Raw genomic sequence first — 25,910 nt, forward strand, 5'->3', positions numbered from 1 at the left:
CCGCCCGGGCTTCACGGCCCGGGCGCTCGCATGTCGAGCCCGGCCGGATCGATCCCGGTCAGTCGCCGATGATCTGCTCGGCCACGGCCTGCAGGGCCTCCAGGCTCGCCACCTCGAAGGGCAGTGAGGGCACGCCCACCAGCGGCACCTCCGGATTCCGCCCGACGAAGGCGCCGAGCGTCTGCAGCTCGCGTGTCGCGATCCGCGACCGCCAGTCGTGCACCCGCAGGGCGCCCGCCGCGACCGGGCCGGCACCGTCGGACCCGAGACGATCGACGGCGGACGCGGCGGCCTCGGCCGGGACCGTGGCCAGGCTCGGATGCGTCCGGTTCACGATGAGCCCCGCCAGCGGCATCTGCTCGCCCGCCAGCCGCTCCACGAAGTAGGTGGCCTCACGCAGCGTGTCCGCCTCGGGGGAGGCGACCACCACGAACCGCGTGCTCGGCTGCGCCAGCAGCGCGTAGGTGCGGTCGGCGCGGTCCTGGAAGCCGCCGATCAAGGCGTCCATCTGCGAGACGAAAATAGAAGCATCCGAAAGTAACTGACTGCCGACGACGGCGGAGACCGCCTTGAGGGCCAGTCCCATCCCTCCTGACAGCATCCGGCCCACGCCCCGGGTGGGCCCGGCGATCAGCTTCATCAGCCGCGAATCGAGGATCGAGCCGAACCGCTTCGGTGCGTCCAGGAAATCGAGCGCATTGCGCGACGGCGGCGTGTCCACCACCACCAGGTCCCAGCGGTCGTCCTCGGTGAGCTGGCCCAGCTTCTCCATCGCCATGTACTCCTGCGTCCCGGAGAACGACGAGGCCACGGTCTGGTAGAAGGGATTGCTCAGGATCTCCTGCGCGCGAGCGGGATCCGCATTGGACGTGACCATCTCATCGAAGGTCCGCTTCATGTCCAGCATCATCGCGTGCAACGAACCGGTGCCCGGAACATCCACGGCCTGAGGCTCATTCGTCAGATCCGAGACCCCGAGCGCCTGCGCCAAGCGCCGCGCGGGATCGATCGTGAGCACCACCACGTGGCGGCCCTGCTCGGCCGCCCACAGCGCCATCGCCGCGGCGGTCGTGGTCTTGCCGACGCCGCCGCTGCCGCAGCACACCACCACCTTGGTGTCCGGATCCACCAGCTGGGGGCCCAGTTTCAGTGCGATCATCGGACACCCGCCTTCGTCAGCGCCTCGGCGAGCTCGTAGACGCCGCCCAGATCCACCCCGCCGGTCAGCAGCGGGAGCTTCAACCGGCCGGCCGTGCGCACCTCGTCGAGCTCGGCGCGCGCATCGTCCTGTCCGCGCACCGTGCGGGCGTACTGGATCGTCTCCGTGAGCAGCCCCGCGAAATCCTCGTCCGACAGCTCCAACCCGGCGCCCGTGAGCGCGGCGCGCACCGCCGGACCGTCCACGGTGCCGTCCGCCGCGGCGGACAGCTCCGTATCGCTGAGCAGCTGCGGCAGAGCGCGATTGACGATCACCGCGCCCACCTTCATATCCAACTCGCGCAGCTCGCGGACCGCCTCCGCGGTCTCCTGGACCGGCAGCGACTCCAACAGCGTCACCAGGTGCACCACGGTGTCGGGGGAGTGCAGCAGGCGGACGACGCGGTCGGCCTGTCCGGCGATCGGTCCGGCCTTGGCGATCTCCTTCATCGCGCGGGTCACGTCCAGGAACTTGCCGATCCGGCCCGTGGGCGGCGCATCCACGACCACCGCGTCGTACGCGTACCGGCCGTCGCGATCGCGGCGCTGCGTGCACTCCATGATCTTGCCGGTGATGAGGATGTCCTTGAACCCCGGCGCCAGCGTGGTCGCGAATTCGATCGCGCCGATCGATTTCAGGGCGCGCGCGGCCAGTCCCATGCCGTAATTGGTCTTGAGGTAGTCGAGGAACGTGGCCTCCACGTCCATCGGCAGCGCGAAGACCGCGCCGTTCCCGTCGGCCGTCGCGATCTTCGTCTCGGTGGGCGGCAGATCGCTCACCTCGAAGGTGGGACCGATGCCGCCGCGGCCCTCGACCTCCACCAGCAGCACCTTCTTGCCGCCCGAGGCGAGTGCCAGGGCCAGCGCCGCGGCCACCGTCGACTTGCCGGTGCCGCCCTTGCCGGACACGAAGTGCAACCGGGCCTCGCGGAGCTCACCGGGCCAACTCGTCGACTCCGACACCACCGCGTCCTCCGCCGACCCCGTCGGGCCCACCTCGCTCACCGCCACTTCCGCAGCATATCCACACCGACGTCACGGCCGGTGCGATAGCGACAACCGCCTACGCCACTGCGACGCAGAACACGTGTGGATAGGCTGAGCCCATGAGCGAGAAGACCACCTGGGAGTACGCGACCATTCCACTGCTGACGCACGCCACCAAGCAGATCCTCGACACCTGGGGGTCGGACGGATGGGAGCTGGTCACCGTGCTGCCCGGCCCCACCGGTGAGCAGCACGTCGCGTACATGAAGCGGGCCCTCTGATGAGCTGGTCCGAGCGGCTCGCCGAGCTCAACATCACTCTGCCCGAGGTGGTGCCCCCGCTCGCCGCCTACGTTCCCGCCACGCAGGTGGGCGACCTCGTCTACACCGCGGGCCAGCTCCCCATGCGCGACGGTGAGCTGGTGTCCCAGGGCAAGGTGAGCGAGAACGCCGAGGGCATCGTGCACCTCGACGACGCCGTCTTCGCCGCCCGACAGTGCGCGCTCAACGCGCTCGCCGCCGTGCACGCCCTCGTGGGCATCGACTCGGTGAAGCGGATCGTCAAGGTCACCGGATTCGTGGCCTCCGCCAAGGGCTTCTCCAACCAGGCGGCCGTGCTCAACGGCGCCTCGCTGCTGCTGGGCGAGATCTTCGGCGATGCGGGCGTGCACGTGCGCTCCGCCGTCGGCGTCGCCGAACTGCCGCTGGGCGCACCGGTCGAGGTCGAGCTCACGGTCCAGGTATGAGCTCCGGGGCCCTGACGCACCCGGCGCCGAAGAAGCTGCGCGCGGTGACCCCGTACGCCTCGGTGCTGCTGTGCGACAACCCGTCGGTGATGACGCTCGACGGCACCAACACGTGGATCCTGCGCGCCCCCGGGCGTGAAGAGGCGGTGGTGGTGGACCCGGGGCCGAAGGACAAGAAGCACCTCAAACGAGTGGCGAAGGCCGCCGGGAAGGTGGCGCTCACGCTGGTGACGCACCGGCACGGCGACCACACCGGCGGCCTGCGCCGCTGGGAGGAACTCACCCGCAGCCCGATCCGCGCCTTCTCACCGAAGTACTGCGTGAACACCGCGACGCCGCTGCAGGGCGGCGAGCAGATCGACGTGGCCGGACTGCGGATCCGCGTGCTGCACACGCCGGGCCACACCGCGGACTCGTTGAGTTTCCTGGTCGATTGGGAGGATTCGGACGGCGCGGTCCCCGGCGCCCTGGTCTCGGGCGACACCCTGCTGGGGCGCGGCACCACGGTGCTCGACGCCGAGGACGGCACCCTCGCCGACTACCTCGGCTCGTTGGAGGCGCTGTCGGAGGTGGCCTCCGGTCGGGTGCTGCTCCCCGGGCACGGTCCCGATCTGCCCGATGCGGCGCCCGTGGTCGCCGGCTACGCCGCGCACCGTCAGGAGCGGCTGCAGCAGGTCCGGGACGCGCTCGACGAGCTGGGTGTGACTGCGGCCGAGGCGAAGCCGATGAAGGTGGTCAAGCACGTCTACAAGGACGTCGACAAGAAGGTCTGGCCCGCCGCACGGCAATCCGTCAAGGTGCAGCTGCGCTACCTCGCCGACCACGGCTGATGGGCGAGCGGACGGTATGGGGCGGGGAGACGCTGCTCACTAGGCTTCGCACCCTCGGCTAGCGCCTCGGGCACTGCAGAATCGTTCGCAGCGTCTCCCCGCCCCATCCCTCGTTCCGGATGTCAGCGGGCGCGACGGGCGAGGCGCTCGGAATCCGTGATCACCACGGACTTGCCCTCGAGGCGCAGCCAGCCGCGGTGCGCGAAATCGGCCAGCGCCTTGTTCACGGTCTCGCGGGAGGCGCCGACCAGCTGGGCGATCTCCTCCTGGGTGAGATCGTGCGTCACCCGCAGTGCGCCGTTCTCGTGCGTGCCGAAGCGCTGCGCGAGCTGCAGCAGCTGCTTGGCCACGCGACCGGGAACGTCGGTGAAGATGAGGTCGGCCAGATTGTTGTTGGTCCGCCGCAGGCGGCGGGCCAGCACGCGCAGCAGCTGCTCCGCGATCTCGGGCCGATCCCGGATCCAGGCGCGCAGGGCCTCGCGGTCCATCGTCATCGCGCGGACCTCGGTGATCGTGGTCGCGCTCGACGTGCGGGGGCCCGGGTCGAAGATCGACATCTCACCGAACATGTCCGACGGTCCCATGACCGACAGCAGGTTCTCGCGACCGTCGGGCGAGCGACGGCCGAGCTTCACCTTGCCGGACAGGATGATGTACAGCCGGTCGCCCGGCTCGCCCTCACTGAAGATCACATGGCCACGGGGGTAATCCACCTCGTGCAGATCCTTGGTGAGCGCCTCGATAGCGCTCGGCTCGACACCCTGAAAAATGCCGGCCCGCGCCAGGACCTCTTCCACGGGGTACCTCTTCCTCGATCGACCCATGCTCGCGAACGCTTTTCGCCGCGAATCCGATTGCTGTGTGAGTTTATGCACCGATCGTCCCCGATGTGGGAGATCGCACACATGACCTAGTGCACCATACCTGTTCGGAGTGCGAAGGGCACGGCGACGGGGTCAGCTGGCCTGTCGCTCGGCGCCGCCGTCCAGGTCGAGACTGTCGACGGCCTTCGGCAGCCCGATCGTCGCGAGCGTTTCCACATCGGGAGCGTCGTCCTCGGCCCCGGAGGGTGCCGAGGACTGCGCGGTGACCCGTACTTCGATGCGTTCCATCGCGAGAGCGAACAGCATCAGCACCACCGGAAAGAGCAGCCCGAGCAATCCTTGCATGCCGGTCAGTAAACACAGCGAAGGTCTCGATAAGGCCACGAAACCGATACGGGCTCGTCGTTAAGATGGTGAACCATGCCCCAGGAGCCGGAGTCCCACCTCGCGCTGGTGCGTCGGGCCCGGCGAATGAATCGGACCCTGGCGACCGCGTTTCCGCACGTCTACTGCGAGCTCGACTTCACGAATCCGCTTGAACTCTCGGTCGCCACGATCCTCTCGGCGCAGTGCACCGATGTCCGGGTGAATCAAGTCACACCCGCCCTGTTCGCCCGGTATCGGACGGCCGCCGATTACGCCGGCGCCGAGCGCGCCGAACTCGAGGAGTACATCCGCTCCACCGGCTTCTACCGGAACAAGGCCACCTCGATCATGGGCCTCGGTCAGGCCCTCGTGGACCGGTTCGACGGCGAGGTCCCGCGCCGCATGAAAGACCTGGTGACGCTGCCCGGATTCGGCAGGAAAACGGCGAACGTGGTCCTCGGCAACGCCTTCGACGTGCCGGGCATCACCGTGGACACCCACTTCAGCCGACTCGTACACCGCTGGGAGTGGACCGAGGAGACCGACCCGGTGAAGATCGAGCACGCCGTCGGCGAGCTGATCCCGCGCAAGGAGTGGACACTGCTCAGCCACCGCGTGATCTTCCACGGCCGTCGCGTGTGCCACGCCCGCAAACCCGCGTGCGGCGTGTGCGTACTCGCCAAGGACTGCCCGTCCTTCGGCACCGGCCCCGTCGACCCGGCGGAGGCCGCCGATCTCGTGAAGGGCCCCGAACGCGAGCACCTGCTGGAGATCGCGCCGCCCCCGCCGCGCCGCCGCCGAGCCCCGGGAGCCGCCCGATGACCGAGCCCGAGCGCGAACCCGCGCCCCTGCTGCCCGGCGAGAAGCCGAGCCGCATCTCCGGCACCGCCCGCTGGGTGATCGTGTGCGCCGTGGTGGCCCTGGCGCTCGTCGTCGCCATCTGGCCCCGCAGCGGCGGCGATACCGCGGCGCCGCCGCCGTCGGGCGCACCGTCGACCAGCGTGAGCCCCGGCCAGTTGCAGGCCGCCCGGGCGAAGGCGGCGCTCGCACCGTGCGTCACCGGCGGGACGGCGCGCGGCCCGCTCGCGGGACTGCGGCTCGACTGCCTCGGCGACGGTGCCCCGCTCGACGCCGGCGCGCTGCCCGACGGGCTGCCGACGCTGGTCAACGTGTGGGCCTGGTGGTGCGCGCCGTGCCGGGTGGAGCTGCCGGCGATGGCCGAGATCGCGAGCCGCGGCACCGGCAAGCTCACCGTGCTGTCCGTGCACGCCGATCCCAACCCGGCGGCCGCCCTCGATCTGCTGTCCGAACTGCGGCTCACGCTGCCCACGGTGGAGGACCCGCAGGCCAAGGTCGCCACGCTGCTGGGCGCTCCGCGGGTGTACCCCGCAACCATCCTGTTACGCGCCGATGGCAGTGTGGCGAGCGTGCATGCCCGCCCCTTCACCTCAGCCGACGACGTGGCCGCGACCGTCCGCGCCGATCTGGGAGTCGATCTGTGACCGCCCCGGCGTGGCTCGAACCGCTGCTGGGGAACCTCGACGACATCGGCGCCGAGCTGCAGCGCCGCGGCGGGGCGGTGGCCGCGTTGCAGCGCGTCCGCAACCCGCGCAGCGCGGCCGTCCTCATCCTGTTCGACGGTGACCCCACCGCCGAGAGGCTTCCCGCCGACGCCTCGGTGCTGCTGCAGCAGCGGGCGTCCGCGCTGCGCCAGCACTCGGGCCAGGTGGCCTTCCCGGGCGGCGCCCGCGACCCCGAGGACGCCGACGACGTGGCCGTCGCCCTGCGCGAGGCGTGGGAGGAGACGGGCCTCGACCCCGCCTCGGTCGACGTGCTCGCGGTGCTCGACCCGATCGAAGTGCCGGTGTCCGGCTTCCTGGTGGTGCCCGTGATCGGCTACGCCGCGCGCCCCTCGACGGTGCACGTGGTGGACGAGGGCGAGACCGCGCTGGTGCGCAAGGTGCCGCTGGCCGAGCTGACCGATCCGGCGAACCGGTTCATGGTGCGCAAATCCTTCTACAAGGGGCCCGCCTTCGCCGCGGGCCCGATGCTGGTGTGGGGCTTCACCGGTGGCCTGCTGAACGCTCTGATCGCGGCCGCCGGATGGGAACGCCCCTGGGACACGCACGATGTGCGGCCGCTGACCGACGAGGTGCGCGCCGCGGCCGACCGGGCGGCGCACTGGCAGGAGGAGGTGCGGTGAGCGGGTCCGCGTGGGTGGACGCCGTGGTCATCCTCCTGGTGATCGTGGCGGCGATCTCGGGGTACCGGCAGGGCGCCGCCGCCTCGGTCCTGGCCTTCATCGGCGTGGCGCTGGGCGCCACCGCGGGCGTGCTCCTCGCGCCGCACGTGCTGTCCTCCGTCGACGACCAGCGCACCCGGCTCCTGCTGGGGCTCGGCCTGCTGGCGGCGCTGGTGATCGTGGGTGAGCTCTCGGGCATGGTGCTCGGACGGCTGGTGCGCAGTTCCATCCGCGGATCGTCGGCGCGGGCCCTCGACTCGGGCGTCGGCGCGATCGCGCAGATGGGTGCGGTGCTGCTGGCCGCGTGGCTGGTGGCGATCCCGCTGACATCGGCGGCGTCGCCGGCGGTGTCCGGTGCGGTGAACGGATCGTCGGTGCTGTCGGGGGTGAACAAGTTCGCCCAGAACGTGGGCCTGGGCGATCTGCCGCAGAAGGTGGCCGGGATCGTCGACGATTCGGGCCTGCCGCAGGTGATGGGCCCGTTCGCGCGCACCCCGATCACCAACGTGGATGCGCCCGAGCGCGTCGACTTCACCGATCCCGCGGTGCAGCGGGTGCGCCCCGGCGTGGTGCGGATCGACGGCCAGGCGCCCTCGTGCAGCCGCGCGCTGGAGGGCAGCGGGTTCATCGCGCTGCGCGAGCGCGTGATCACCAACGCGCACGTGGTGGCCGGCACGCGCAACGTGCAGGTCACCGTCGACGGGCGGCAGAAGTACGCCGCACAGGTCACCTACTTCGACCCGCAGACCGATGTCGCGGTGCTCACGGTGCCGGGCCTGCGCGCGGACCCGCTGCGGATCGTCTTCAACGGTGCGAAGCCGGGCGATTCGGGCTTCGCCCTGGGCTACCCGGGCGGCGGGCCGCTCACGCTCTCGTCCACCCGGGTCCGCAACCACCAGACGCTGGAGGGGATGAACGTCTACCGCGATGCGAAGGTGCGCCGCGATGTGTACCTGCTGCGCGGGCAGGTGCGGCCCGGTAACTCCGGCGGCCCGCTCCTCGACCGCGACGGCAACGTGGTGGGAGTGATCTTCGGGATGGCGACCAACGATCCGGACACGGCGTACGCGCTCAGTGCCAAGCAGATCGAACCGGCGCTCGAGGCCGCGAAGAAGCCCGCCGCCGCCGCACCGGGAGTGTCCACGGGCAACTGTGTGCTGAGCCGCTAGTTCAGGAGCCGGGGGCCGGGCAGGCCCAGCAGGAAATCGCGCAGCTGCGGGCCGACGGTGCCGGGCGCCTCCTCGTGCGCGTAGTGCCCGGCGTTGTCGACGGTGCGCACCCGGTAGTCGCTCGCCCAGTCGTGGCTGGAGAAGACGGGCTGGGGCAGCACGTACGGATCGCTCTCGCCGCGGAAGGCGAGCACGGGGATGTGCAGCCGCTGGTTCATCCGGCTCAGGAAGCGGGTGCCGTCGGGCCGGAACTGGCTGCGCCACGCCCACCGCGCGTACTCCAGGGCGCTGTGCGCCGTGCCGGGGATGCGGATGGCGCTGCGGTAGCGGTCCACCGCGTCCACGTAGTCGGCGGTGCGTTTCCAGGTCGCCCCGCTGCGTTCGTCGATGAGCCGGGCGATCTCCGCGCCGTCGTCGCGGGTGAGCCGGTCCTCGGCCACCCGGGGCAGCTGCGCGAAGGTGATCGGTCCGAGCATCGCCGACCGCTGATCCCGGTTGCGCAGGGCCGACCGCTTGAGGGCGATCGGATGGGGCGAGGACACCAGCGCGATGGCCGAGACCACCCGGGGATGCAGGGTGGCGGTGGACCAGCAGCCGAGCCCGCCCTCCGCGTGCCCGACGAGCGCGGCGTTGCCGTGGCCGAGCGCGCGGATCAGGCCGCTGATGTCGCCGGCCAGGGTCCAGCCGTCGTAGCCGCGCGGGGGTTTGTCGCTGTCGCCGTAGCCGCGCAGGTCCACGGCGACTGCGCGGTAGCCGGCCTCGTGCAGCAGCGGCATCTGATGCCGCCAGCTCCACCAGAATCCGCCGAAGCCGTGCAGGAAGACCACCAGTGGGCGGTCGTGTTGGGGCTCGTCGGAGCCCTCGGGGCGGTATTCGACGGCGTGCAGCCGGATGCCGTTGGCACGCACGTCGAGGTGCTTCCACGGACCGGGGAAGCGGACGCTCGACGGATCGGGATTAGCGGTCACCACACGTGCCTCGTGGCCGTTGCCGGAGCTCGCCGGTCAGGAGTCGGCGCCACCGCGGGGGACCAGCGAGGACTGCGTCTCCTTGAGCGATTCGATGGTCTTCTTCGGTCCGCGGATACGGCGCACCTGCAGGTAACCGATCACGGCCGAGACCACGGCGATGAACACCATCAGCAGGAAGACGATGCCGAAGGCGGCCCAGGTGGGCAGCCAGATGTTGATCACGTAGGCGAGGAAGAAGAAGAAGAAGAACGACGAGTACAGCAGCACCACGCCCGCCAGGATGAAGAAGGCCGAACCCGTGACGCCTTTCTTCAGGTCGGCGACCGTCTCCGTCTTCGCCAACTCGACCTCGGCGCGGACCAGCGAGGACACCTGGGCCGTCGCATCGCGCACCAGGCTGCCGATCGTGGGATCGCCCGTGGACGTCACGTTCGGGTCGGTGAGGGGGATCGCCGACAGGGTCTGCGGCGTTCCGGTGGTGGGTGTGCTGTCCAAGCTCACGTCTTTCCTCCTCGTTGCTGTCCTCATCGTGCCAGAGGTCAGGTGTTCGTGTGCGCGCGACCACGCCGTAGCAACAGCAGCGAACCGATCACGGAGGCCACGAGCGATGTCAGCAACACTGCCGCCTTGGCGAGATCGGCGCTGTCGCCGAGCGAGAGTTCGGCCACCAGCAGGCTCACGGTGAAGCCGATCGCGCCGAGCACGCTCAGTGCCAGGATGTCGCGGCCGGTGAGTCCTTCGGGGCGTTCGGCGATGCCCAGCCGCACGGCCACCGTGCTGGACCCGAAGATGCCGATGATCTTGCCGAAGAACAGCCCGGCCATCACGGCGACCGCGATCTTATCGGTGAACAAGGCGCGGAAGACCTCACCGTTCACGGCGACACCGGAGGCGAAGAAGGCGAAGATCGGCACGCACACCAGCGCGGAGAAGGGCTGGATGCGGTGCTCCAGGCGCTCCGCCGGTGCCTCGGCCTCGCCGGGATCGGTGCGGACGCGGGTGAGCAGGCCGAGCGCGACTCCGGCGATGGTGGCGTGAACCCCGGACTGCAGCATGGCGATCCACACCAGCGCGGCCAGCGGAAGGTAGAGCAGGGGCGTGGTGATGCGGCGGTGCTGGGCCAGCGCGTAGGCGGCGCACCCCGCCACGGCCACGCCCAGCCACAGCAGGCTCAGGCCGGTGGAGAAGAGGACGGCGATCACCACGATCGCGATCAGATCGTCGACCACCGCCAGCCCCAGCAGGAAGACCCGTGCGCCGGAGGGCAGACGCGATCCGGTGAGCGCCAGGATGCCGAGGGCGAAGGCGATGTCGGTGGCGATGGGGATGGCCCAGGCGCTCGCGATGCGCGGATCGTCGTGCGCGATGGCGAAGGCGATCAGCGCGGGCACCACCACACCGCCCGTCGCACAGATCACCGGGAGGGCGGCGCTGCGCAGGGTCGAGAGCTCGCCCACCACCAGTTCGCGCTTGAGCTCGAGGCCCGCCACGAAGAAGAACACGGCCAGCAGCCCGTCCTTCGCCCACTCGGCGAGCGTGAGGCGCAGATGCAGCGGCTCCCCGAACAGTCTGAGTGAGTCTGTGCCCACATGGATTTCGCCGAGGTGTTGATAGGCATCGGCCCAGGGTGAGTTGGCCCAGACGAGGGCGACGAAGGCGGCCATCAGCAGGGCGGTTCCGCCCACGGTCTCCGTGCGCAGGAAGCGGGACAGCGCGTTCGTCTGGGGGTTCGACGATGCGTCGCTCATCGGTCGAACCTACCGCAGGGTCGGTGGGTGACGGAGGTCACGGAATGAGTAATCTCTGCCGAATGAATCGCAGGCGAATCGTCGTCGCCTCCATGGTGGGCACCACCATCGAGTTCTTCGACTTCTACATCTACGCGACCGCAGCCGTGCTCGTGTTCCCCACCCTCTTCTTCCCGAAGGGGGACGACACCGCGGCGCTGCTCGCCTCGTTCGCCACCTTCGGTCTGGCTTTCGTGGCCCGCCCACTGGGCTCGATCCTGTTCGGCCACTTCGGTGACCGGGTCGGCCGCAAGGCCACCCTCGTGGGATCGCTGCTCACCATGGGCATCGCCACCTTCCTCATCGGCGTGCTGCCCACCTTCGACCAGGTGGGCTACTGGGCTCCGGCGCTGCTGGCCCTGATGCGCTTCGCCCAGGGCCTCGGGCTCGGCGGCGAGTGGTCGGGTGCCGCCCTGCTGGCGACGGAGACCGCGGAGCCCGGCAAGCGGGCCTGGGCGGCGATGTGGCCGCAGCTCGGCGCCCCGTTCGGCTTCTTCCTGGCCAACGGCACCTTCCTGGTGATCATGCAGCTGATGGACTTCGATTCGAAGACCTCGGCCTCCAACCACGCGTTCATGACCTGGGGCTGGCGCATCCCCTTCCTCGCGTCGGCCGTGATGGTGATCGTGGGCCTGTACGTGCGGCTCAAGCTCACCGAGACCCCGGTCTTCGCCAAGGCCGTCGAGGACGGCAAGAAGGTGAAGGCGCCGCTGGGCGAGGTGCTGCGCACCGCGTGGCGGCCGCTGATCATCGGCACCTTCGTCATGGTGGCCACGTACACGTTGTTCTATCTGGTGACCACCTGGATCGTGTCGTACGGCACCGGCAAGGTGGTGGATAAGTCGGGCGTGAAGCTGGGCATCTCCTACATCGACTTCCTGCAGATGCAGCTGGTCGCCGTGCTCTTCTTCGCGGCCTTCGTGGCGGTCTCGGGTTACTTCGCCGACCGGATCGGCCGGCGGCTGGTGCTGATCGGCGCGACCCTGGCCATCATCGGTTTCGGCCTGTCCTTCAAGTGGATCCTGGACCCGTCGACCACCACGCAGGGGTCGATGCTGGCCGTGCTCATCGTGGGCCTGACTCTGATGGGCATCACCTTCGGCCCGATGAGCGCGGTGCTCCCGGAGCTGTTCGCCACCAACGTCCGGTACACGGGCAGCGGTATCGCGTACAACTTCGCGTCGATCCTGGGCGCCGCCATCGCCCCCTTCATCGCCACCTGGCTGGTGAGCGATTACGGCGTCGGCTGGGTGGGCGTGTACCTCGCGCTCGCGGGTGGTGCCACGCTCATCGCCTTGCTCGCGATGCCCGAGACCCGCGACGTGGAGCTCGACAAGGTCTAGCCGGATGGGCCGGCGCGGCCGGCCCATCCGGGGTACCCGCTAGCCGGCCGTCGCCGACGATGCGGATCCGGCGGAGGATCCGCTCGACGAGCCGGCCGAGTCCGAACCGCTCGACGAGCCGGAGCTACCCGACGAGCTGGAGCCGCTCGAACCGGAGCTACCCGATCCCGAGCTGCTCGATCCGGAGTTACCCGAATCGGAACTGCTCGATCCGGAGCCGCTCGAACCGGAGCTACCCGAACCGGAACTGCTCGATCCCGAGCTGCTCGAATCGGAGCCGCTGGAGCTCGAACGCGATCCGGAACCGCTGGAATCCGAACCGGTCGAGCCGGAACTGCTCGAACCCGCGCCGGTCGAACCGGATTCGGTCGAGCGGGAGCTTCCGGAGTTGCTCGATCCGGAGCCGGACCCCTCCGAACCCGTGCGGCCCGACGACGAGCCGGCGCTGCTCGACGACCCGCCTCGGCCCGCCGCCTTCTGCGCGGCGTCGGCCTGCTCGGACGCGGCGGCAGCGGCCTTCTCGGCGGCGGCGCGCTCGGCGGCCGCGCGCTGAGCGGCCTCCCGGTCCACCGGCTTGCGGGCCGCCTCCTCGGCGGCTCGATCCGCTGCGGCCTTCGCCTCGGCGGCCCGGTCCGCCGCCGCCTTCGCGGCGGCCGCGCCGTCCTGCTGGCCCGTTCCGGCCGCCTCGGCGGCCTTCGTCGCAGCGGCCTGGTCGGCTGCGGCCTTCTGCGCGGTCGCCTTGTCGGCGGCGGCCTTCTCCGCCATCGCTTTGTCCACGGCCGCCTTGTCGGCGGCGGTGCGCTCCGCGGCCGCCTTGGCCGCGTTGGCGCTGTCGGACGCCTCCTTAGCCGCGGTGGCCCGGGCCTGCGCGTCCTTGGCCGCATTCGCTCGGTCGGTGGCCGCCTTGTCGGCGGTTTCCTTGGCTGCGGTGGCCTGGTCGGCTGCGGTCTTGGCTGCTGCTGCCTGGTCGGTTGCCGTGGCCTGTTTGGCGTCGGCGTCCTTCTTGGCGGCGTCGGCGGTGTGGGCTGCTGCGGTCTTGTCGGCTGCGGTCTTGTCGGCGGTTTCCTTTGCTGCGGTGGCCTTGTCGGCTGCTGCGGTGGAGGCGTCGGCGGTTTGCTTGGCGGCGTCGGCCTTGTCTGCGGCGGTCTTGGCGGCGTCGGTGGCTGCCTGTTGTGCGTTGGCGGCGTCGGCGGCGGACTTGTCTGCCTGGGCTTGGGCCTGGGCGGAGTTGTCTGCTGCTTGCTTGTCGGCGGTGGCCTTGTCTGCTGCGGTCTTGGCGGCGTCGGTGGCTGCCTTTTGTGCGGCTGCGGCGTCAGCGGCGGACTTGTCTGCCTGGGCTTGTGCCTGGGCGGAGGTGTTGGCCTGCTGCTTGTCGGCGGTGGCCTTGTCCTGTGCGGTCTTGGCTGCTGCTGCCTGGTCGGGTCTGCTGAAGGTCTAGTTGTCACCTGATCTGTAGCGGTCTGCGGACTGTTGCTGGAAGGATGATCGACCATGCCGAAGGCGTATCCAGAGGAGTTCCGTGCTGATGTGGTCCGCGTGGCCAGGTCGGGGCAGGTCTCGCTCAAACAGGTAGCGGAGGATTTCGGGATCGCGGAGTCGTGTTTGCGGCGGTGGCTGCGGCAAGACGATGTCGATGACGGTGTTCGTCCCGGTGTGAGCCGGGACGAGGCGAAGGAGCTGCGGGAAGCGCGGCGGCGGATCCGGCTGTTGGAGCAGGAGAATGAAGTCCTTCGGCGGGCGGCGGCGTATTTGTCGCAGGCGAATCTGAAGCTCGGTTCGTCCCCCAAAATGATGTTCCCGCTGGTCCGCGAGCTGGCCGCTGACGGGATTGCCGTCGCGGTGACCTGCCGGGTTCTGAAGTTCTCCCGCCAAGCCTTCTATGCCTGGAGCGCTGTTCCAGTCTGTGACCGTGATGTCGATGATGCGGTGGTGACTAATGCTGCGGTCGATGTCCATCGTGATGATCCGGAGTTCGGGTATCGGTTCATCGCCGACGAACTCGTCGCTGCCGGTCACAGTGTGTCGGAGCGGCGAGTGTGGCGGCTGTGCTCACAAGCTGGTCTGTTCTCCGCGCACAGCCGCCGGCGCGGCAGCGGCAAACGTCCCGGACCGCCGGTCCATGACGACCTGGTAGAACGCGAGTTCTCCGCTGAGGCCCCGAACCGTTTGTGGCTCACTGATATCACAGAGCACCACACCCGCGAGGGCAAGTTGTATCTGTGCGCGGTCAAAGACGTCTATGCGAATCGGATCGTCGGATACTCGATCGACGAACGGATGAAGACCCGCATCGCGGTCAACGCCATCAACAGCGCCGTGACCCGGCGCGGTGGCCCTGCCGCGGTTGCCGGATGCGTAGTGCACTCGGATCGAGGTAGCCAGTTCCGATCACGCCGGTTCACCGAGCAGCTCAACAGGTTTCAGCTCAGCGGTTCGATGGGCAGGGTCGGCTCCGCCGGGGACAACGCAGCGATGGAATCGTTCTTCTCGCTGCTGCAGAAGAACGTCCTCGACCGCCAGCAGTGGACCACCCGCCAGGAACTGCGGACGGCAATCGTCGTCTGGATCGAACGGACCTACCACCGCCGCCGGCGACAACGCACACTCGGCAAGCTCACACCCATCGAATTTGAGATGATCTACACAGCCGCCAACGCGGCCTAACAATCACTGAGCTGAAGTGACAACGAAACCTTCAGCAGACCCGTCTGCTGCGGTCTTGTCTGCGGCGGCCCGGTCGGCGGCGGCTTGGTCGGCTGCCTTCTTCGCGGCGTCGGCTGCGGTCTTGTCGGCGGTGGCCTTGTCCTGTGCGGTCTTGGCGGCTGCTGCCCGGTCGGCGGCGTCCTTCTCCGCAGCCGAGCGTTCGGCTGCTGCCTTGTCGGCGGCCTCCTGGGCGGCACGGGCAGCATCCGCCGCGGCCTGCGCGGCGTCTGCCGCCGCCTTGTCGGCGGCCTGCGCGTCCGCGGCACTCTTCGCGGCGTCAGCCGCCACCTTCTCCGCCGCTGCCTTCTCGGTTGCCGCCTTGTCGGCCGCGGCCCTGGCCGCATCAGCCTTGTCCGCGGCTGCGGTGGCGGCATCCGTCGCGCTCTGCGCGGCCGCGGCCCGGTCGGCCGCCGCCTTATCGGCGATGGCCTTGTCCGCGGCCGCCTTCTCGGCTGCGGTCTGCGTGGCGGTGGCCTTGTCTGCCGCCGCCTGGGCGGACTTGTCCGCTTGCGCCTGCGCCGTCGTCGCCTCGGCCTGTGCCTTGTCTGCTGCTGCCTTGGCGGCGTCGGCGTTCTGGGCTGCGGTCTTGGCTGCTGCTGCCTTGTCGGCGGCGGTCTTGTCGGCGGCGGTGGCGGCGTCGGCGTTGCCGGCGGCGGTCGTCGCGTCCTGACGGGCCTTGGCGGCGTCGGCCGCTGCCTTGTCGGCCTCGGCCTTGGCCTGATCGGCGGCGGTCTTGGCTGCCGCTGCCTGGTCGGCTGCGGTCTTCGCCGCGTCGGCCTTGGCCGCGGCGTCGTTCGACGCGTTCGCCTGGTCGGCCGACGCCTTCTCAGCGGCGGACTTCTCCGCGGCGGCCTTATCGGCCATCGCCTTATCGGCGGCCGCCTTGTCGGCCGCGACCTGATCGGCCGTCGCCTTCGCTGCCGCCGCCTGATCCGAGGCGGCCTTCGCCGCAGCGGTGGCATCCGCGGCCGCCTTGGCCGCATTCGCTCGGTCGGTGGCCGCCTTGTCGGCGGTTTCCTTGGCTGCGGTGGCCTGGTCGGCGGCGGTCTTGGCTGCTGCTGCCTGGTCGGTTGCGGTGGCCTGTTTGGCGTCGGCGTCCTTCTTGGCGGCGTCGGCGGTGTGGGCTGCTGCGGTCTTGTCGGCGGCGGTCTTGTCGGCGGTTTCCTTTGCTGCGGTGGCCTTGTCGGCTGCTGCGGTGGAGGCGTCGGCGGTTTGCTTGGCGGCGTCGGCCTTGTCTGCTGCGGTCTTGGCGGCGTCGGTGGCTGCCTGTTGTGCGTTGGCGGCGTCGGCGGCGGACTTGTCTGCCTGGGTTTGGGCCTGGGCGGAGTTGTCTGCTGCTTGCTTGTCGGCGGTGGCCTTGTCTGCTGCGGTCTTGGCGGCGTCGGTGGCTGCCTGTTGTGCGGCTGCGGCGTCGGCGGCGGACTTGTCTGCCTGGGCTTGTGCCTGGGCGGAGGTGTTGGCCTGCTGCTTGTCGGCGGTGGCCTTGTCCTGTGCGGTCTTGGCTGCTGCTGCCTGGTCTGCTGCGGTCTTGTCTGCGGCGGCCCGGTCGGCGGCGGCTTGGTCGGCTGCCTTCTTCGCGGCGTCAGCAGCGGCCCGGTCGGCATCGGCGCGATCCTTCGCCGATGCGGCCGCGGCCGCGGCATCTCCCGCAGCCTTATCGGCGGCGGCGCGCTCGGAGGCGGCCCGATCGGCGGCGTCCTTGGCGGCGGCCGCTGCCTCGGTGGCCTTCTTCGCGGCATCCGCCGCATCCCGATCGGCAGCAGCGGCGTCGCTCTGCGCCTTGTCGGCATCGGCCGCTGCCCGATCCGCGGCGGCCTTCTCCGCGGTGGCCTTGTCCGCCGCGGTCCGTGCGGCGGAAGCCCGGTCCGCCGCGGCGGTGGCCGCGTCCGCTGCCCGCTGCGCTGCGTCAGCGCTCTCGGCGGCCTGCTTGTCGGCGGTCGCCTTGGCGGCCGCTGCTTGGTCGGCTGCGGTCTTGGTGGCGGTGGCCTTGTCTGCGGCGGACTTGGCCGCGTCGGCTGCGCGGGTTTGGGCTGCGGTGGCGTCGGCCTGTGCCTTGTCTGCTGCTGCCTTGGCGGCGTCGGCGTTCTGGGCTGCGGTCTTGGCTGCTGCTGCCTTGTCGGCGGCGGTCTTGTCGGCGGCGGTGGCGGCGTCGGCGTTGCCGGCGGCGGTCGTCGCGTCCTGACGGGCCTTGGCGGCGTCTGCTGCTGCCTTGTCGGCGTCGGCCTTGGCCTGATCGGCGGCGGTCTTGGCTGCCGCTGCCTGGTCGGCTGCGGTCTTCGCCGCGTCGGCCTTGGCTGCGGCGTCCTTGGCCGCTGCGGCCTGGTCGTCGGCGGCCTTCTGCGCGGCCGCCTTGTCCGCTGCGGCCTTGTCGGCCATCGCCTTATCGATCGCGGCCTTGTCCGCGGCAGTCCGCTCGGCTGCCGCCCGAGCAGCCGCGGCGTCGTTCGCCGTCGAGCCGGCACTCTTCGTCCGCTCCGCGGCGGCGCGAGCCGCATCGGCAGCGTTGGTCGCCGCCTGGTCGGCCGCGGACTGTGCGGCCGCCGCCTGATCGGCGGACTTCTTCGCGTCCGCCGCGGTAGCCGCGGCCCTCGTCTGCTGCGCGTCGGCGTCCTTCTTGGCGGCGTCGGCGGTGTGGGCTGCTGCGGTCTTGTCGGCTGCGGTCTTATCGGCGGTTTCCTTTGCTGCGGTGGCCTTGTCGGCTGCTGCGGTGGAGGCGTCGGCGGTTTGCTTGGCGGCGTCGGCCTTGTCTGCTGCGGTCTTGGCGGCGTCGGTGGCTGCCTGTTGTGCGTTGGCGGCGTCGGCGGCGGACTTGTCTGCCTGGGTTTGGGCCTGGGCGGAGTTGTCTGCTGCTTGCTTGTCGGCGGTGGCCTTGTCTGCTGCGGTCTTGGCGGCGTCGGTGGCTGCCTTTTGTGCGGCTGCGGCGTCGGCGGCGGACTTGTCTGCCTGGGCTTGTGCCTGGGCGGAGGTGTTGGCCTGCTGCTTGTCGGCGGTGGCCTTGTCCTGTGCGGTCTTGGCTGCTGCTGCCTGGTCTGCTGCGGTCTTGTCTGCGGCGGCCCGGTCGGCGGCGGCTTGGTCGGCTGCCTTCTTCGCGGCGTCGGCTGCGGTCTTGTCGGCGGTGGCCTTGTCCTGTGCGGTCTTGGCGGCTGCTGCCCGGTCGGCGGCGTCCTTCTCCGCAGCGACGCGGTCCGCTGTTGCGCGGTCCGCCGCCGCCTTGGTCGCGGCGGCCTGATCCGCCGCCGCCTTGGCAGCGTTCGCGGCCGCCTGGTCGGCGGCAGTCGCATCCTGCTTCGCCTTCGCGGCATCGTCGGCCGCCTTCTGCGCCTTGGCCTGATCGGCCGCAGCGGCATCCGCCGCCGCCTTGGCCGCAGCCGCCGTGTCGGATGCGGACTTCGCCGCGGCGACTGCATCCTGCTGAGCCTTGGCCGCATCGGCGGCCTGCTTGTCGGCGGTCGCCTTGGCGGCCGCTGCTTGGTCGGCTGCGGTCTTGGTGGCGGTGGCCTTGTCGGCGGCGGACTTGGCCGCGTCGGCTGCGCGGGTTTGGGCTGCGGTGGCGTCGGCCTGTGCCTTGTCTGCTGCTGCCTTGGCGGCGTCGGCGTTCTGGGCTGCGGTCTTGGCTGCTGCTGCCTTGTCGGCGGCGGTCTTGTCGGCGGCGGTGGCGGCGTCGGCGTTGCCGGCGGCGGTCGTCGCGTCCTGACGGGCCTTGGCGGCGTCGGCCGCTGCCTTGTCGGCCTCGGCCTTGGCCTGGTCGGCGGCGGTCTTGGCTGCCGCTGCCTGGTCGGCTGCGGTCTTCGCCGCGTCGGCCTTGGCTGCGGCGTCCTTGGCTGCTGCGGCCTGGTCGTCGGCGGCCTTCTGCGCGGCCGCCTTGTCCGCTGCGGCCTTGTTCGCGGCGGCAGTGCTCGCCTGCGCTGCATCGGTGGCGGTCCGAGCGGCGGAGCGGGCCGCCTCGTCCGCTGCGGCCTGATCCGACGTGGCCTTCTGTGCCGCGGTCGAGTTGGAGCTCACCCGGTCCGCAGCGGCCGCAGCGGAGGCCGCGGCATCGCGTTGCGCGGCCGCGGCAGCCGAAGCCGCCCGATCGGCATCCGATTTGGCCGTTGCCGCCTGGTCGGCTGCCGCCCGGGCGTCCCGGGCCTTATCGGCCGCGGCCTGAGCAGCTGCGGACGCCGAATCCTGCTTCGCCGCCGCGTCGGCGGCGGCCTTCTCCGCGGCGGTCTGGGCGGCTGCCGCGGTGTCCGCAGCGCTCCGATCGGCTGCGGCGGTATCGGCGGACGCCTTGGCGGCGGCGGCCTTCTCCGATGCAACCTTCTCCGCGGCGGCCCTCTCCGCCGCGGCGCGTTGGGCGTCCTTGTCCGCCGCATCGGCGGCATCGGCCGCGGCCTTGTCGCTCGCCGCTCGTTCCGATGCGGTCTGCTGTGCCTTCGTTGCGGCCGCACGTGCCGCTTCGGCATCGGCCAGCGCCTTATCGGCGGTGGCGCGCGCAGCCTCGGCAGCTTGCTGATCGGCGGCCGCCTTGTCGGCCGCTGCCTTCGCGGCGGTGTCGGCATCCCGGCGCGCCGCAGCCGCATCGGCCGCGGCCTTGTCGGCGGCCGCCTTGTCCTGCGCGGCCTTCTCCGCCACGGCCTGGGCCGAGCTCGCCCGATCGGAAGCGGCCTTCGCCGCGTTCGCCGCGTCCTGCTCGGCCTTCGCTGCATCGGCAGCGGCCTTCTCCGCGGCGGATTTCGCTGCGGCGGAAGCTGCCTCAGCGGCCTTCGCGTCCGATTCCTTCTTGGCGGCGTTCGTCACGGCTGCCGCAGCGGCGGAGCTGATCGCCTGCCGCTCGGTCTGCGCGGCATCGGCAGCGGCCTTGTTCGCCGCCGCCCTGTCCGCGGCGGCCTTCGCCGCGGCCGCAGCATCGTTCGGGTTCGCCGCAGCAGCCGCCGCGGACTTATCGGCAGTCGCCTGTGCCGCGGCAGCCTTGTCCTTCGCGGCCCGCACCGCGGTGTCGTCGTAGGTCACCTGACCAACGGCGGCAGCGGACCGGTCCGCGGTCGCCTGCGCGCTGGTCGCCCGGTCGGTCGCCGAGCTCAGCGCTGCATCGGCGTTCTGCTTCGTCGTGTTCGCCCCGGCGAGTTGGTCCTGAGCCGCGGTGTTCGTGGCGGCCGCGGCCTTCGCCTCATTCGACGCCGCGGTCGCGGTGGTGTTGGCAGTGCCCAGCGCCGCTTGCGCCGCGTTATCGCGAGTGGTTGCGTCACGGAGCGCATTCCGGGCGTCGGTGAGAGCTTGACGCTCTCTGCGGGCAGAGTCGAATAGCAAATTGATGATCGGGGTCAACAAGCCGCCGGTCTTCGCGCGCAGCTCGGCCTCGCGCTGCGCGACCAGAGCCTGGGCGTTGCGAACGTCGTTGCTCGTCTGGTTCGCGGTCGCCTGCGCCTGCTGCTCCGCAGTGTTCGCCGCGGCGGACTTGCTCTGTGCCTCCTGAAGCGCGGCCGCGCTCGACTGGGCTGATCGTTGTGCATCCTGCTGGGCCCGCGCGGCATCCGCCGCCGCCTGGCTGGCGGTGGCCCGCTCATTCGCCGCCGTCGCCGCCGATGCCGCGTCCTGCTGCGCCTTCACCGCGGCGGCGGAGGTGGCCTGCGCCTTCGTGCTGTCGGCCGCCGCCTTCTCGGCCGCCGCCTTGTCGGCCGCCGCCTTGTCCGCGGCCGCCTTCGCCGAGGCATCGGCAGCAGCGCGGGTAGCGGTGGCGGTTGCCGCGCTGCGGTCCGCCGCCGCCCGATCCTCGGCGGCCTTCGTGGCCGCGGCACGCGCGGCATCGTTGCTCGACGATGCCGACGCAGCAGCGGAATCCGCATCCTTCTGCCGTGCCGCCGCGGCGGTCGCCGCCTGCCGGGCGTCGGATTCGGCTGCCGCAGAGCGCTCCGCGGCGGCCTCAGCGGCGGTCGCCGCATCGGCGGCGGTTCGTGCCGCGGCGGCCTTCTCCGCGGCGGTCTTGTCCGCCGCATCCCGTGCGGCGTTCGCTCGATCCTTCTCGGCGCGGGCGGCGGAAGCGGCCTGCGCCGCTGCTGCCGCCTTGTCCGCTGCCGCCTTGTCGGCGGCGGCCTTCTCAGCGGCGGCGCGATCCGCCTCCGCGCGCTCACGATCGGCCTTCGCCCGAGCATCGGCCGATTCGGCGGCCTTCGCGCTCGCTGCCGCGGCGCGATCTGCCGCATCGCTCGCGGCGGCAGACTTCTCCTCGGCAGCACGAGCGGCATCCGCGGCGACCTTCTCCGCGGCCGCCCGCGCAGCATCGGCGGCGTCGGCATCCGACTTCTTCTGAGCCGCAGTGGCGCCGGCCTGATTCGCGGTCGCAGCCCTCGCGTCGCTGGCCTTCGCGGCCTCGGCCGCGGTGCGGTCGGCGGCGGCCTGGTCGGCCTGCGCCTTCTGCAGCGCGGCGTTGGCGGCCGTGGTGCGGTCCGCCGCGGCGCGTGCGGCCGAGGCTCGATCGGCCGCGGCGGTGGACGCGTCGCCGGCCTTGTTGCGAGCGGCGTCCGCAGCCGCAGCGGAGGCATCCGCCGCGGCCTTCTCTGCGGCAGCCCGTTCGTCGGCTGCCTTCTTCGCCGCGGCAGCGTCCTGCGAGGCCTTGTCCGCGGCAGCGGCGGATTGCTGTGCCGTGTTCTGCTTCACGGAGGCATTGGCAGCAGCGGAACTCGCGGCTGCGGCCTTCTCGGTGGCGGTCTGCGCCGCCGTCGCCTTCTCCGCCGCGGCAGTCAACGCGGCGGCCTTGTCCTTGGCAGCCTGCGCGGCGGCGGCGTCGGCCTGCTGCTGCCCGGCGCGGGCGGTGTCCGCCGCGGCGGCGGCGTTCTTGGCCGCGGTGGTCTTGTCGGCCAGGTCCTTATCGGCCGCCGTCTTGGCATTGTCCGCAGTGGTCTTGGCGGTCTGCGCCTGTGCCGCTGCGGTGTTCGCCGCGTCCGACCTCGTCGTCGCGGACGCCGCAGCCTGCGAGGCGCTGGTGGCGTTGCGCGTGGCCTGATCGGCAGCCTGATCGGCGGCGGTCTTGGCTGCGGCCGCGGAGTCGGAGGCGGACTTGGCACTGGCGGCCTTGTCGGCGGCGTCCTTGGCTGCCGTGGCCTTCTGGTTCGCCGCCGTGGTGGCGTTGTCGAGGTTCTTGGCTGCGGCAGCCCTGTCGGCGGCGGCCTTATCGGCGGTCGCCTTATCGGCGGCGGCTCGATCGAGGGCGGTCCGCTCGGCGGCGCGCTTGTCGGCGGCGTTCTTGGCTGCGTCGGCGGCGGACTTCTCCGCGGCGGTCTGCGCGGCGGCGGACTTGTCGGCGGCGTTGTTGGCGTCGGCGGCGGCGGTGTCGGCGGTCTTCTGGGCGGCCTGCTTGTCGGCGGCGTTCTTGGCTGCGTCGGCGGCGGCCTTCTCTGCGGCGGTCTGTGCAGCGGCGGAGTCGGCAGCGGTGGCCTTGTCAGCGCTGGCGTTGTCTGCGGCGTTCTTCGCGGCGTCGCGGGCGGCGGTGGCGTTGGAGGTGGCCTGTGCGGCGTCTTTCTGTGCCGTGTCACGGGCCGCTGCCGAGTCGTTCGCGGTCCGCTTATCGGCGGTCGCCTTGTCGGCGGCGTTCTTGGCGGCGGTGGCGGCGTCGGTCGAGGCCTTGGTGGCGTCGTCGGCGGCCTTCTGGGCGGCGGCTCGGTCGTCGGCGGCCTTCTGCGCGGCGGCCTTGTCGGCGGCGGCTTGGTTTGTGGCGGTGCGGCGTTCGTTCTCGCGGTCGGCTGCGGCCTGCTCGGCTGCCTTCTTCTCTGCGGTGGCCTGCTCGGCGGCCTTGGCCGCCTTGTCGGCGGCGGCGGTGGCGTCGTTGAGTTTCTGCTGCGCGTTCGTGGCGGCGTCGGCAGCGGACTTGTGGGCGGCGTCGGCGGCGGCCTTATCGGCGGCGGCCTTCTGCGCGGCGTCCTCGGCCTGCTTCTGCGCGTCCCGTGCGGCGGCGAGCCGGTCGGCGGCGGCCTTCGCGGCGGCGGTGTTGTCGGCGGCGGTCTTGTCGGCGTCGGCGCGCTCCTGAGCGGCCTTCGCGGCGTCCGCGGCGGCCTTCTGCGCGGCATCGTTCGCGGCAGCGAGACGCTCGCCGGCAGCGGTGGCCGCAGCCGCGGCATCCTTCGCGGTCTTATCGGCAGCCGCGGCGGACTGTTCCGCCGCGCTCTTCGCAGCCGCGGCCTTGTCGGCGGCGGACGCAGCCGCGGCCGACGCGCTATCAGCGCTGTTCGCAGCCTTCGCCTGGGAGGCGGCGGCCGAGAGTGCGGCGGCCTTGTCCTTGGCAGCCTGATCGGCGATGGCCGTCGCCTGCTGGTGAGTCGTTCGGGCGGTATCCGCGTCAGCGGTGGCCTTCGTGGCCGCGGCGGTCTTATCGGCGAGGTCCTTATCGGCCGCCGTCTTGGCGCTATCGGCGTCGGACTTCGCGGCGCGGGCCTGTGCGGCCGCGGAGTCGGCGTCCTTGGCCTTCGTGGCGGCGGATGCGGCCTGGTCGGCGGCCGATTTCGCCGCGTCGTTGGCCTTGCTGGCTGCGGTGTCCGCCGCGGTCTTGGCGGTGGCGGCGTTGTTCGCGGCGGTGGTGGATGCCGCGGCCTTATCGGCGGCGTCCTTGGCTGCGGAGGCTGCGGTCGAGGCGTTCTTGGATGCGTTGTCGAGGTTCTTGGCGGCGGTGGCGCGGTCGGCACTGGCCTTGTCCGCAGCCGCCTTGGCGTCGGATGCGGCGGTGTCGGCGTTCTTCTGGGCGGCCTGCTTGTCGGCGGCGTTGTTGGCTGCGTCGGCGGCGGCCTTCTCCGCGGCGGTCTGCGCGGCGGCGGACTTGTCGGCGGCGTTGTTGGCGTCGGTTGCGGCGGTGTCGGCGTTCTTCTGGGCGGCCTGCTTGTCGGCTGCGGTCTTGGCTGCGTCGGCGGCGGCCTTGTCGGCGGCGGTCTGTGCGGCGGCGGAGTCGGCTGCGGTCTGCTTGTCGGCGGTGGCCTTGTCTGCTGCTGCCTTGGCGGCGTCGCGGGCGGCGGTGGCGTTGGAGGTGGCCGAGTCGGCCTTGTTCTCCGCGGCCTTCTGCGCAGCGGCGGAGTCGGCTGCGGTGGCCTTGTCGGTGGCTGCCTTGTCGGCGGCGGCCTTCGCCGTGTCTCGGGCGGTGGTGGCCTTCGATGCGGCGTCGTCGGCGGCCTTCTGGGCGGCGGCTCGGTCGTCGGCGGCCTTCTGCGCGGCGGCCTTGTCGGCGGCGGCTTGGTTTGTGGCGGTGCGGCGTTCGTTCTCGCGGTCGTCGGCGGCCTGCTCGGCTGTCTTCTTCTCTGCGGTGGCCTGCTCGGCGGCCTTGGCCGCCTTGTCGGCAGCGGCGGTGGCGTCGTTGAGTTTCTGCTGCGCGTTCGTGGCGGCGTCGGCAGCGGACTTGTGGGCGGCGTCGGCGGCGGTCTTATCGGCGGCGGCCTTCTGCGCGGCGTCGGCTGCCTTGGACTGGGCATCACGCGCGGCATTCAGCTGATCCGCAGCCGTCTTGGCCGCGGCGGCCTTCTCCGTCGAAGCCTGCTCGGCTGCGGTGCGATCCTTCGTCGCCTGTTCTGCTGCCGCGGCGGCCTTCTGCGCGGCCGTATTGGCGGCAGCGAGGCGATCCTCGGCCTTCTTCACGGCGTCGGCGGACGCCGACTGGTTGGCACGCGCGGCGTCCAACGCCCTGCGCGCCCGGTCCGCCTCGCTCGCAGCCCACTCCGCCGCGATGCGTGCGGCCATCGCGCTCGCGCGCGCCTGCGCCGCGTAGTCGATACCCGGAATGCTCACGGGGGAGCGGAGATCGAAGTAACCGCCGATCCCGAAGCCGAACCCGATACCGGGACCCAGACCGATGCCGAAGCCGATGCCGGCGCCCAGCCGCAGACCGTCGGGCCCGTAGCCCAGGCCCGCGCCCAGACCGAACCCGATACCGACGCCCGGCGCGATGCCGAGGCTGAAACCGGTGCCGAAGCCGTAGGGCAGGGCGGGACCGAATCCCGGCGTGAGACCGAGATTGAACCCGGGAGTGAACCCGTACCCGGGGCCGAAGCCCCCGCCGAAGCCCACGCCGGACCCGAACCCGAAGCCGTTGCCGAGCCCCGCGCCGAAGCCCGCGCCCGCGCCGAAACCGAGCCCGGGGCCGAAGCCGACTCCCGCACCCAGTCCGAAGCCCGGACCGTCCGTCGGCGCCCCGACGCCCACCCAGGGGCCCAGACCGATCCGCCCGAAGTCAGGGGCATTGCCGATCACATAGGAGCCGTTGCTGTTGTAGCCGCCGAGTGCGAAGCCACAGCTGAGGTCCAGCGGACTGTTCGCACCGCGCGCGCCCAGCCACACGAGCCGCGTGGGGTAGCACGGTGCGGTGGCGGTCCCCGCGGACGCGCGATCGGCCACCGCGGCGGACGGCACCTGCACCGAGAACGGAGACCCCATCCAGCCGGCGCTCGCGGGCGTGAGCGCCACCTGTCGCGTGCTGGAATCGATGAGGTTGTTCTGTGCTGCGGCAACTCCAGCGGAGCCTGAGGTCACCAGGCCCACGACAGTGGTGGTTGCAGCAGCGGCGCGTGCGATCGACGACATGTTTTCTTCAGTCCTTTTGGGCAGGGATGCACAGCGCAGTCGTGCATCGTGCCAAAAGTGTCATTGCAAATAGGCCAACGCGGTACCAAATCAGATTCAATGTCGCGAATTCTTCAAAGTAGGTTTGGGCCACGCGCGACTGCAGATGTAGTCACGAACAGCAGTTCGATGAGCACCTGCTCAGTACGACGCTTGTTCGTTAGCAACAGGTTC

General features: G+C 71.2%; 18 protein-coding genes. 9 read left to right on the forward strand and 9 right to left on the reverse strand.

Going from position 1 to position 25,910, the window contains the following annotated elements:
* Positions 1-58 precede the first annotated feature (58 nt).
* Positions 59-1,159, reverse strand: a complete 1,101-nt coding sequence (locus tag TTY48_RS10825) for an ArsA family ATPase (protein ID WP_220657493.1) — start codon at positions 1,157-1,159, stop codon at positions 59-61.
* Positions 1,156-2,202, reverse strand: coding sequence for an ArsA family ATPase (locus TTY48_RS10830; RefSeq protein ID WP_374758707.1), 1,047 nt, complete (start codon positions 2,200-2,202; stop codon positions 1,156-1,158). The genes TTY48_RS10825 and TTY48_RS10830 overlap by 4 nt, the downstream gene beginning before the upstream one ends.
* Positions 2,203-2,303: 101 nt before the next feature.
* On the opposite strand from TTY48_RS10830, the gene TTY48_RS10835 reads away from it, so the two are divergent.
* The 3 genes from TTY48_RS10835 to TTY48_RS10845 are packed head-to-tail and all read left to right on the forward strand — an operon-like array spanning position 2,304 to position 3,759.
* The gene (locus TTY48_RS10835; RefSeq protein WP_220657494.1) at positions 2,304-2,465 is read left to right on the forward strand and encodes a DUF4177 domain-containing protein; all 162 of its coding nucleotides are present in this window, start codon (positions 2,304-2,306) and stop codon (positions 2,463-2,465) included.
* Positions 2,465-2,929: a RidA family protein gene (locus TTY48_RS10840; protein WP_220657495.1), complete on the forward strand. Its 465-nt coding sequence runs from the start codon at positions 2,465-2,467 to the stop codon at positions 2,927-2,929. Before TTY48_RS10835 ends, TTY48_RS10840 begins: the two co-directional genes overlap by 1 nt.
* Entirely contained in the window at positions 2,926-3,759 is an 834-nt protein-coding gene (locus TTY48_RS10845) for an MBL fold metallo-hydrolase (RefSeq protein WP_220657496.1), read from the forward strand. The genes TTY48_RS10840 and TTY48_RS10845 overlap by 4 nt, the downstream gene beginning before the upstream one ends.
* A gap of 122 nt (positions 3,760-3,881) precedes the next feature.
* On the opposite strand, the gene TTY48_RS10850 is transcribed toward TTY48_RS10845, so the two are convergent.
* Both TTY48_RS10850 and TTY48_RS10855 read right to left on the reverse strand, forming a co-directional pair.
* On the reverse strand, positions 3,882-4,556 hold the full coding sequence (locus tag TTY48_RS10850) for a Crp/Fnr family transcriptional regulator (protein WP_013128499.1): 675 nt from the start codon (positions 4,554-4,556) through the stop codon (positions 3,882-3,884).
* Positions 4,557-4,715: 159 nt separating this feature from the next.
* Positions 4,716-4,928: a hypothetical protein gene (locus TTY48_RS10855; protein ID WP_255585629.1), complete on the reverse strand. Its 213-nt coding sequence runs from the start codon at positions 4,926-4,928 to the stop codon at positions 4,716-4,718.
* A gap of 75 nt (positions 4,929-5,003) precedes the next feature.
* Here TTY48_RS10855 and nth point away from each other — a divergent pair, with 75 nt between their 5' ends.
* From nth to TTY48_RS10875, 4 genes are read left to right on the forward strand one after another with little or no spacing between them, the layout of a single operon-like run.
* Entirely contained in the window at positions 5,004-5,771 is a 768-nt protein-coding gene (gene nth, locus TTY48_RS10860; RefSeq protein WP_220657497.1) for an endonuclease III, read from the forward strand.
* Entirely contained in the window at positions 5,768-6,451 is a 684-nt protein-coding gene (locus tag TTY48_RS10865) for a TlpA disulfide reductase family protein (RefSeq protein ID WP_220657498.1), read from the forward strand. Before nth ends, TTY48_RS10865 begins: the two co-directional genes overlap by 4 nt.
* Positions 6,448-7,152, forward strand: a complete 705-nt coding sequence (locus TTY48_RS10870; protein WP_220657499.1) for a CoA pyrophosphatase — start codon at positions 6,448-6,450, stop codon at positions 7,150-7,152. The genes TTY48_RS10865 and TTY48_RS10870 overlap by 4 nt, the downstream gene beginning before the upstream one ends.
* Entirely contained in the window at positions 7,149-8,360 is a 1,212-nt protein-coding gene (locus TTY48_RS10875; RefSeq protein WP_220657500.1) for a MarP family serine protease, read from the forward strand. The genes TTY48_RS10870 and TTY48_RS10875 overlap by 4 nt, the downstream gene beginning before the upstream one ends.
* Here the strand turns inward: TTY48_RS10875 and TTY48_RS10880 are convergent.
* From TTY48_RS10880 to nhaA, 3 genes are read right to left on the reverse strand one after another with little or no spacing between them, the layout of a single operon-like run.
* On the reverse strand, positions 8,357-9,328 hold the full coding sequence (locus tag TTY48_RS10880) for an alpha/beta fold hydrolase (RefSeq protein WP_220657501.1): 972 nt from the start codon (positions 9,326-9,328) through the stop codon (positions 8,357-8,359). The two genes, TTY48_RS10875 and TTY48_RS10880, sit on opposite strands and share 4 nt — an antisense overlap.
* Before the next feature lie 36 nt (positions 9,329-9,364).
* Positions 9,365-9,832, reverse strand: coding sequence for a phage holin family protein (locus TTY48_RS10885; RefSeq protein WP_255585630.1), 468 nt, complete (start codon positions 9,830-9,832; stop codon positions 9,365-9,367).
* A gap of 38 nt (positions 9,833-9,870) precedes the next feature.
* Positions 9,871-11,079 (reverse strand): Na+/H+ antiporter NhaA, encoded by a 1,209-nt coding sequence (gene nhaA / locus TTY48_RS10890; RefSeq protein WP_220657503.1) that lies wholly within the window; start codon positions 11,077-11,079, stop codon positions 9,871-9,873.
* 44 nt (positions 11,080-11,123) lie between these two features.
* Between nhaA and TTY48_RS10895 the strand changes: the two genes are divergently transcribed.
* Positions 11,124-12,461, forward strand: coding sequence for an MFS transporter (locus TTY48_RS10895; protein ID WP_374758688.1), 1,338 nt, complete (start codon positions 11,124-11,126; stop codon positions 12,459-12,461).
* A gap of 39 nt (positions 12,462-12,500) precedes the next feature.
* Here the strand turns inward: TTY48_RS10895 and TTY48_RS10900 are convergent, their stop codons facing one another.
* On the reverse strand, positions 12,501-13,238 hold the full coding sequence (locus TTY48_RS10900; protein WP_220657505.1) for a hypothetical protein: 738 nt from the start codon (positions 13,236-13,238) through the stop codon (positions 12,501-12,503).
* 714 nt (positions 13,239-13,952) lie between these two features.
* Here TTY48_RS10900 and TTY48_RS10905 point away from each other — a divergent pair.
* Positions 13,953-15,125, forward strand: coding sequence for an IS3 family transposase (locus TTY48_RS10905; protein WP_220657506.1), 1,173 nt, complete (start codon positions 13,953-13,955; stop codon positions 15,123-15,125).
* Positions 15,126-15,128: 3 nt separating this feature from the next.
* Here the strand turns inward: TTY48_RS10905 and TTY48_RS10910 are convergent, their stop codons facing one another.
* Positions 15,129-25,697, reverse strand: coding sequence for a hypothetical protein (locus TTY48_RS10910; RefSeq protein WP_220657507.1), 10,569 nt, complete (start codon positions 25,695-25,697; stop codon positions 15,129-15,131).
* Between the last annotated feature and the right edge of the window lie 213 nt (positions 25,698-25,910).

It is taken from the genome of Tsukamurella sp. TY48, assembly GCF_019656655.1.
GTDB classification, from domain to species: Bacteria; Actinomycetota; Actinomycetes; order Mycobacteriales; family Mycobacteriaceae; genus Tsukamurella; species Tsukamurella strandjordii.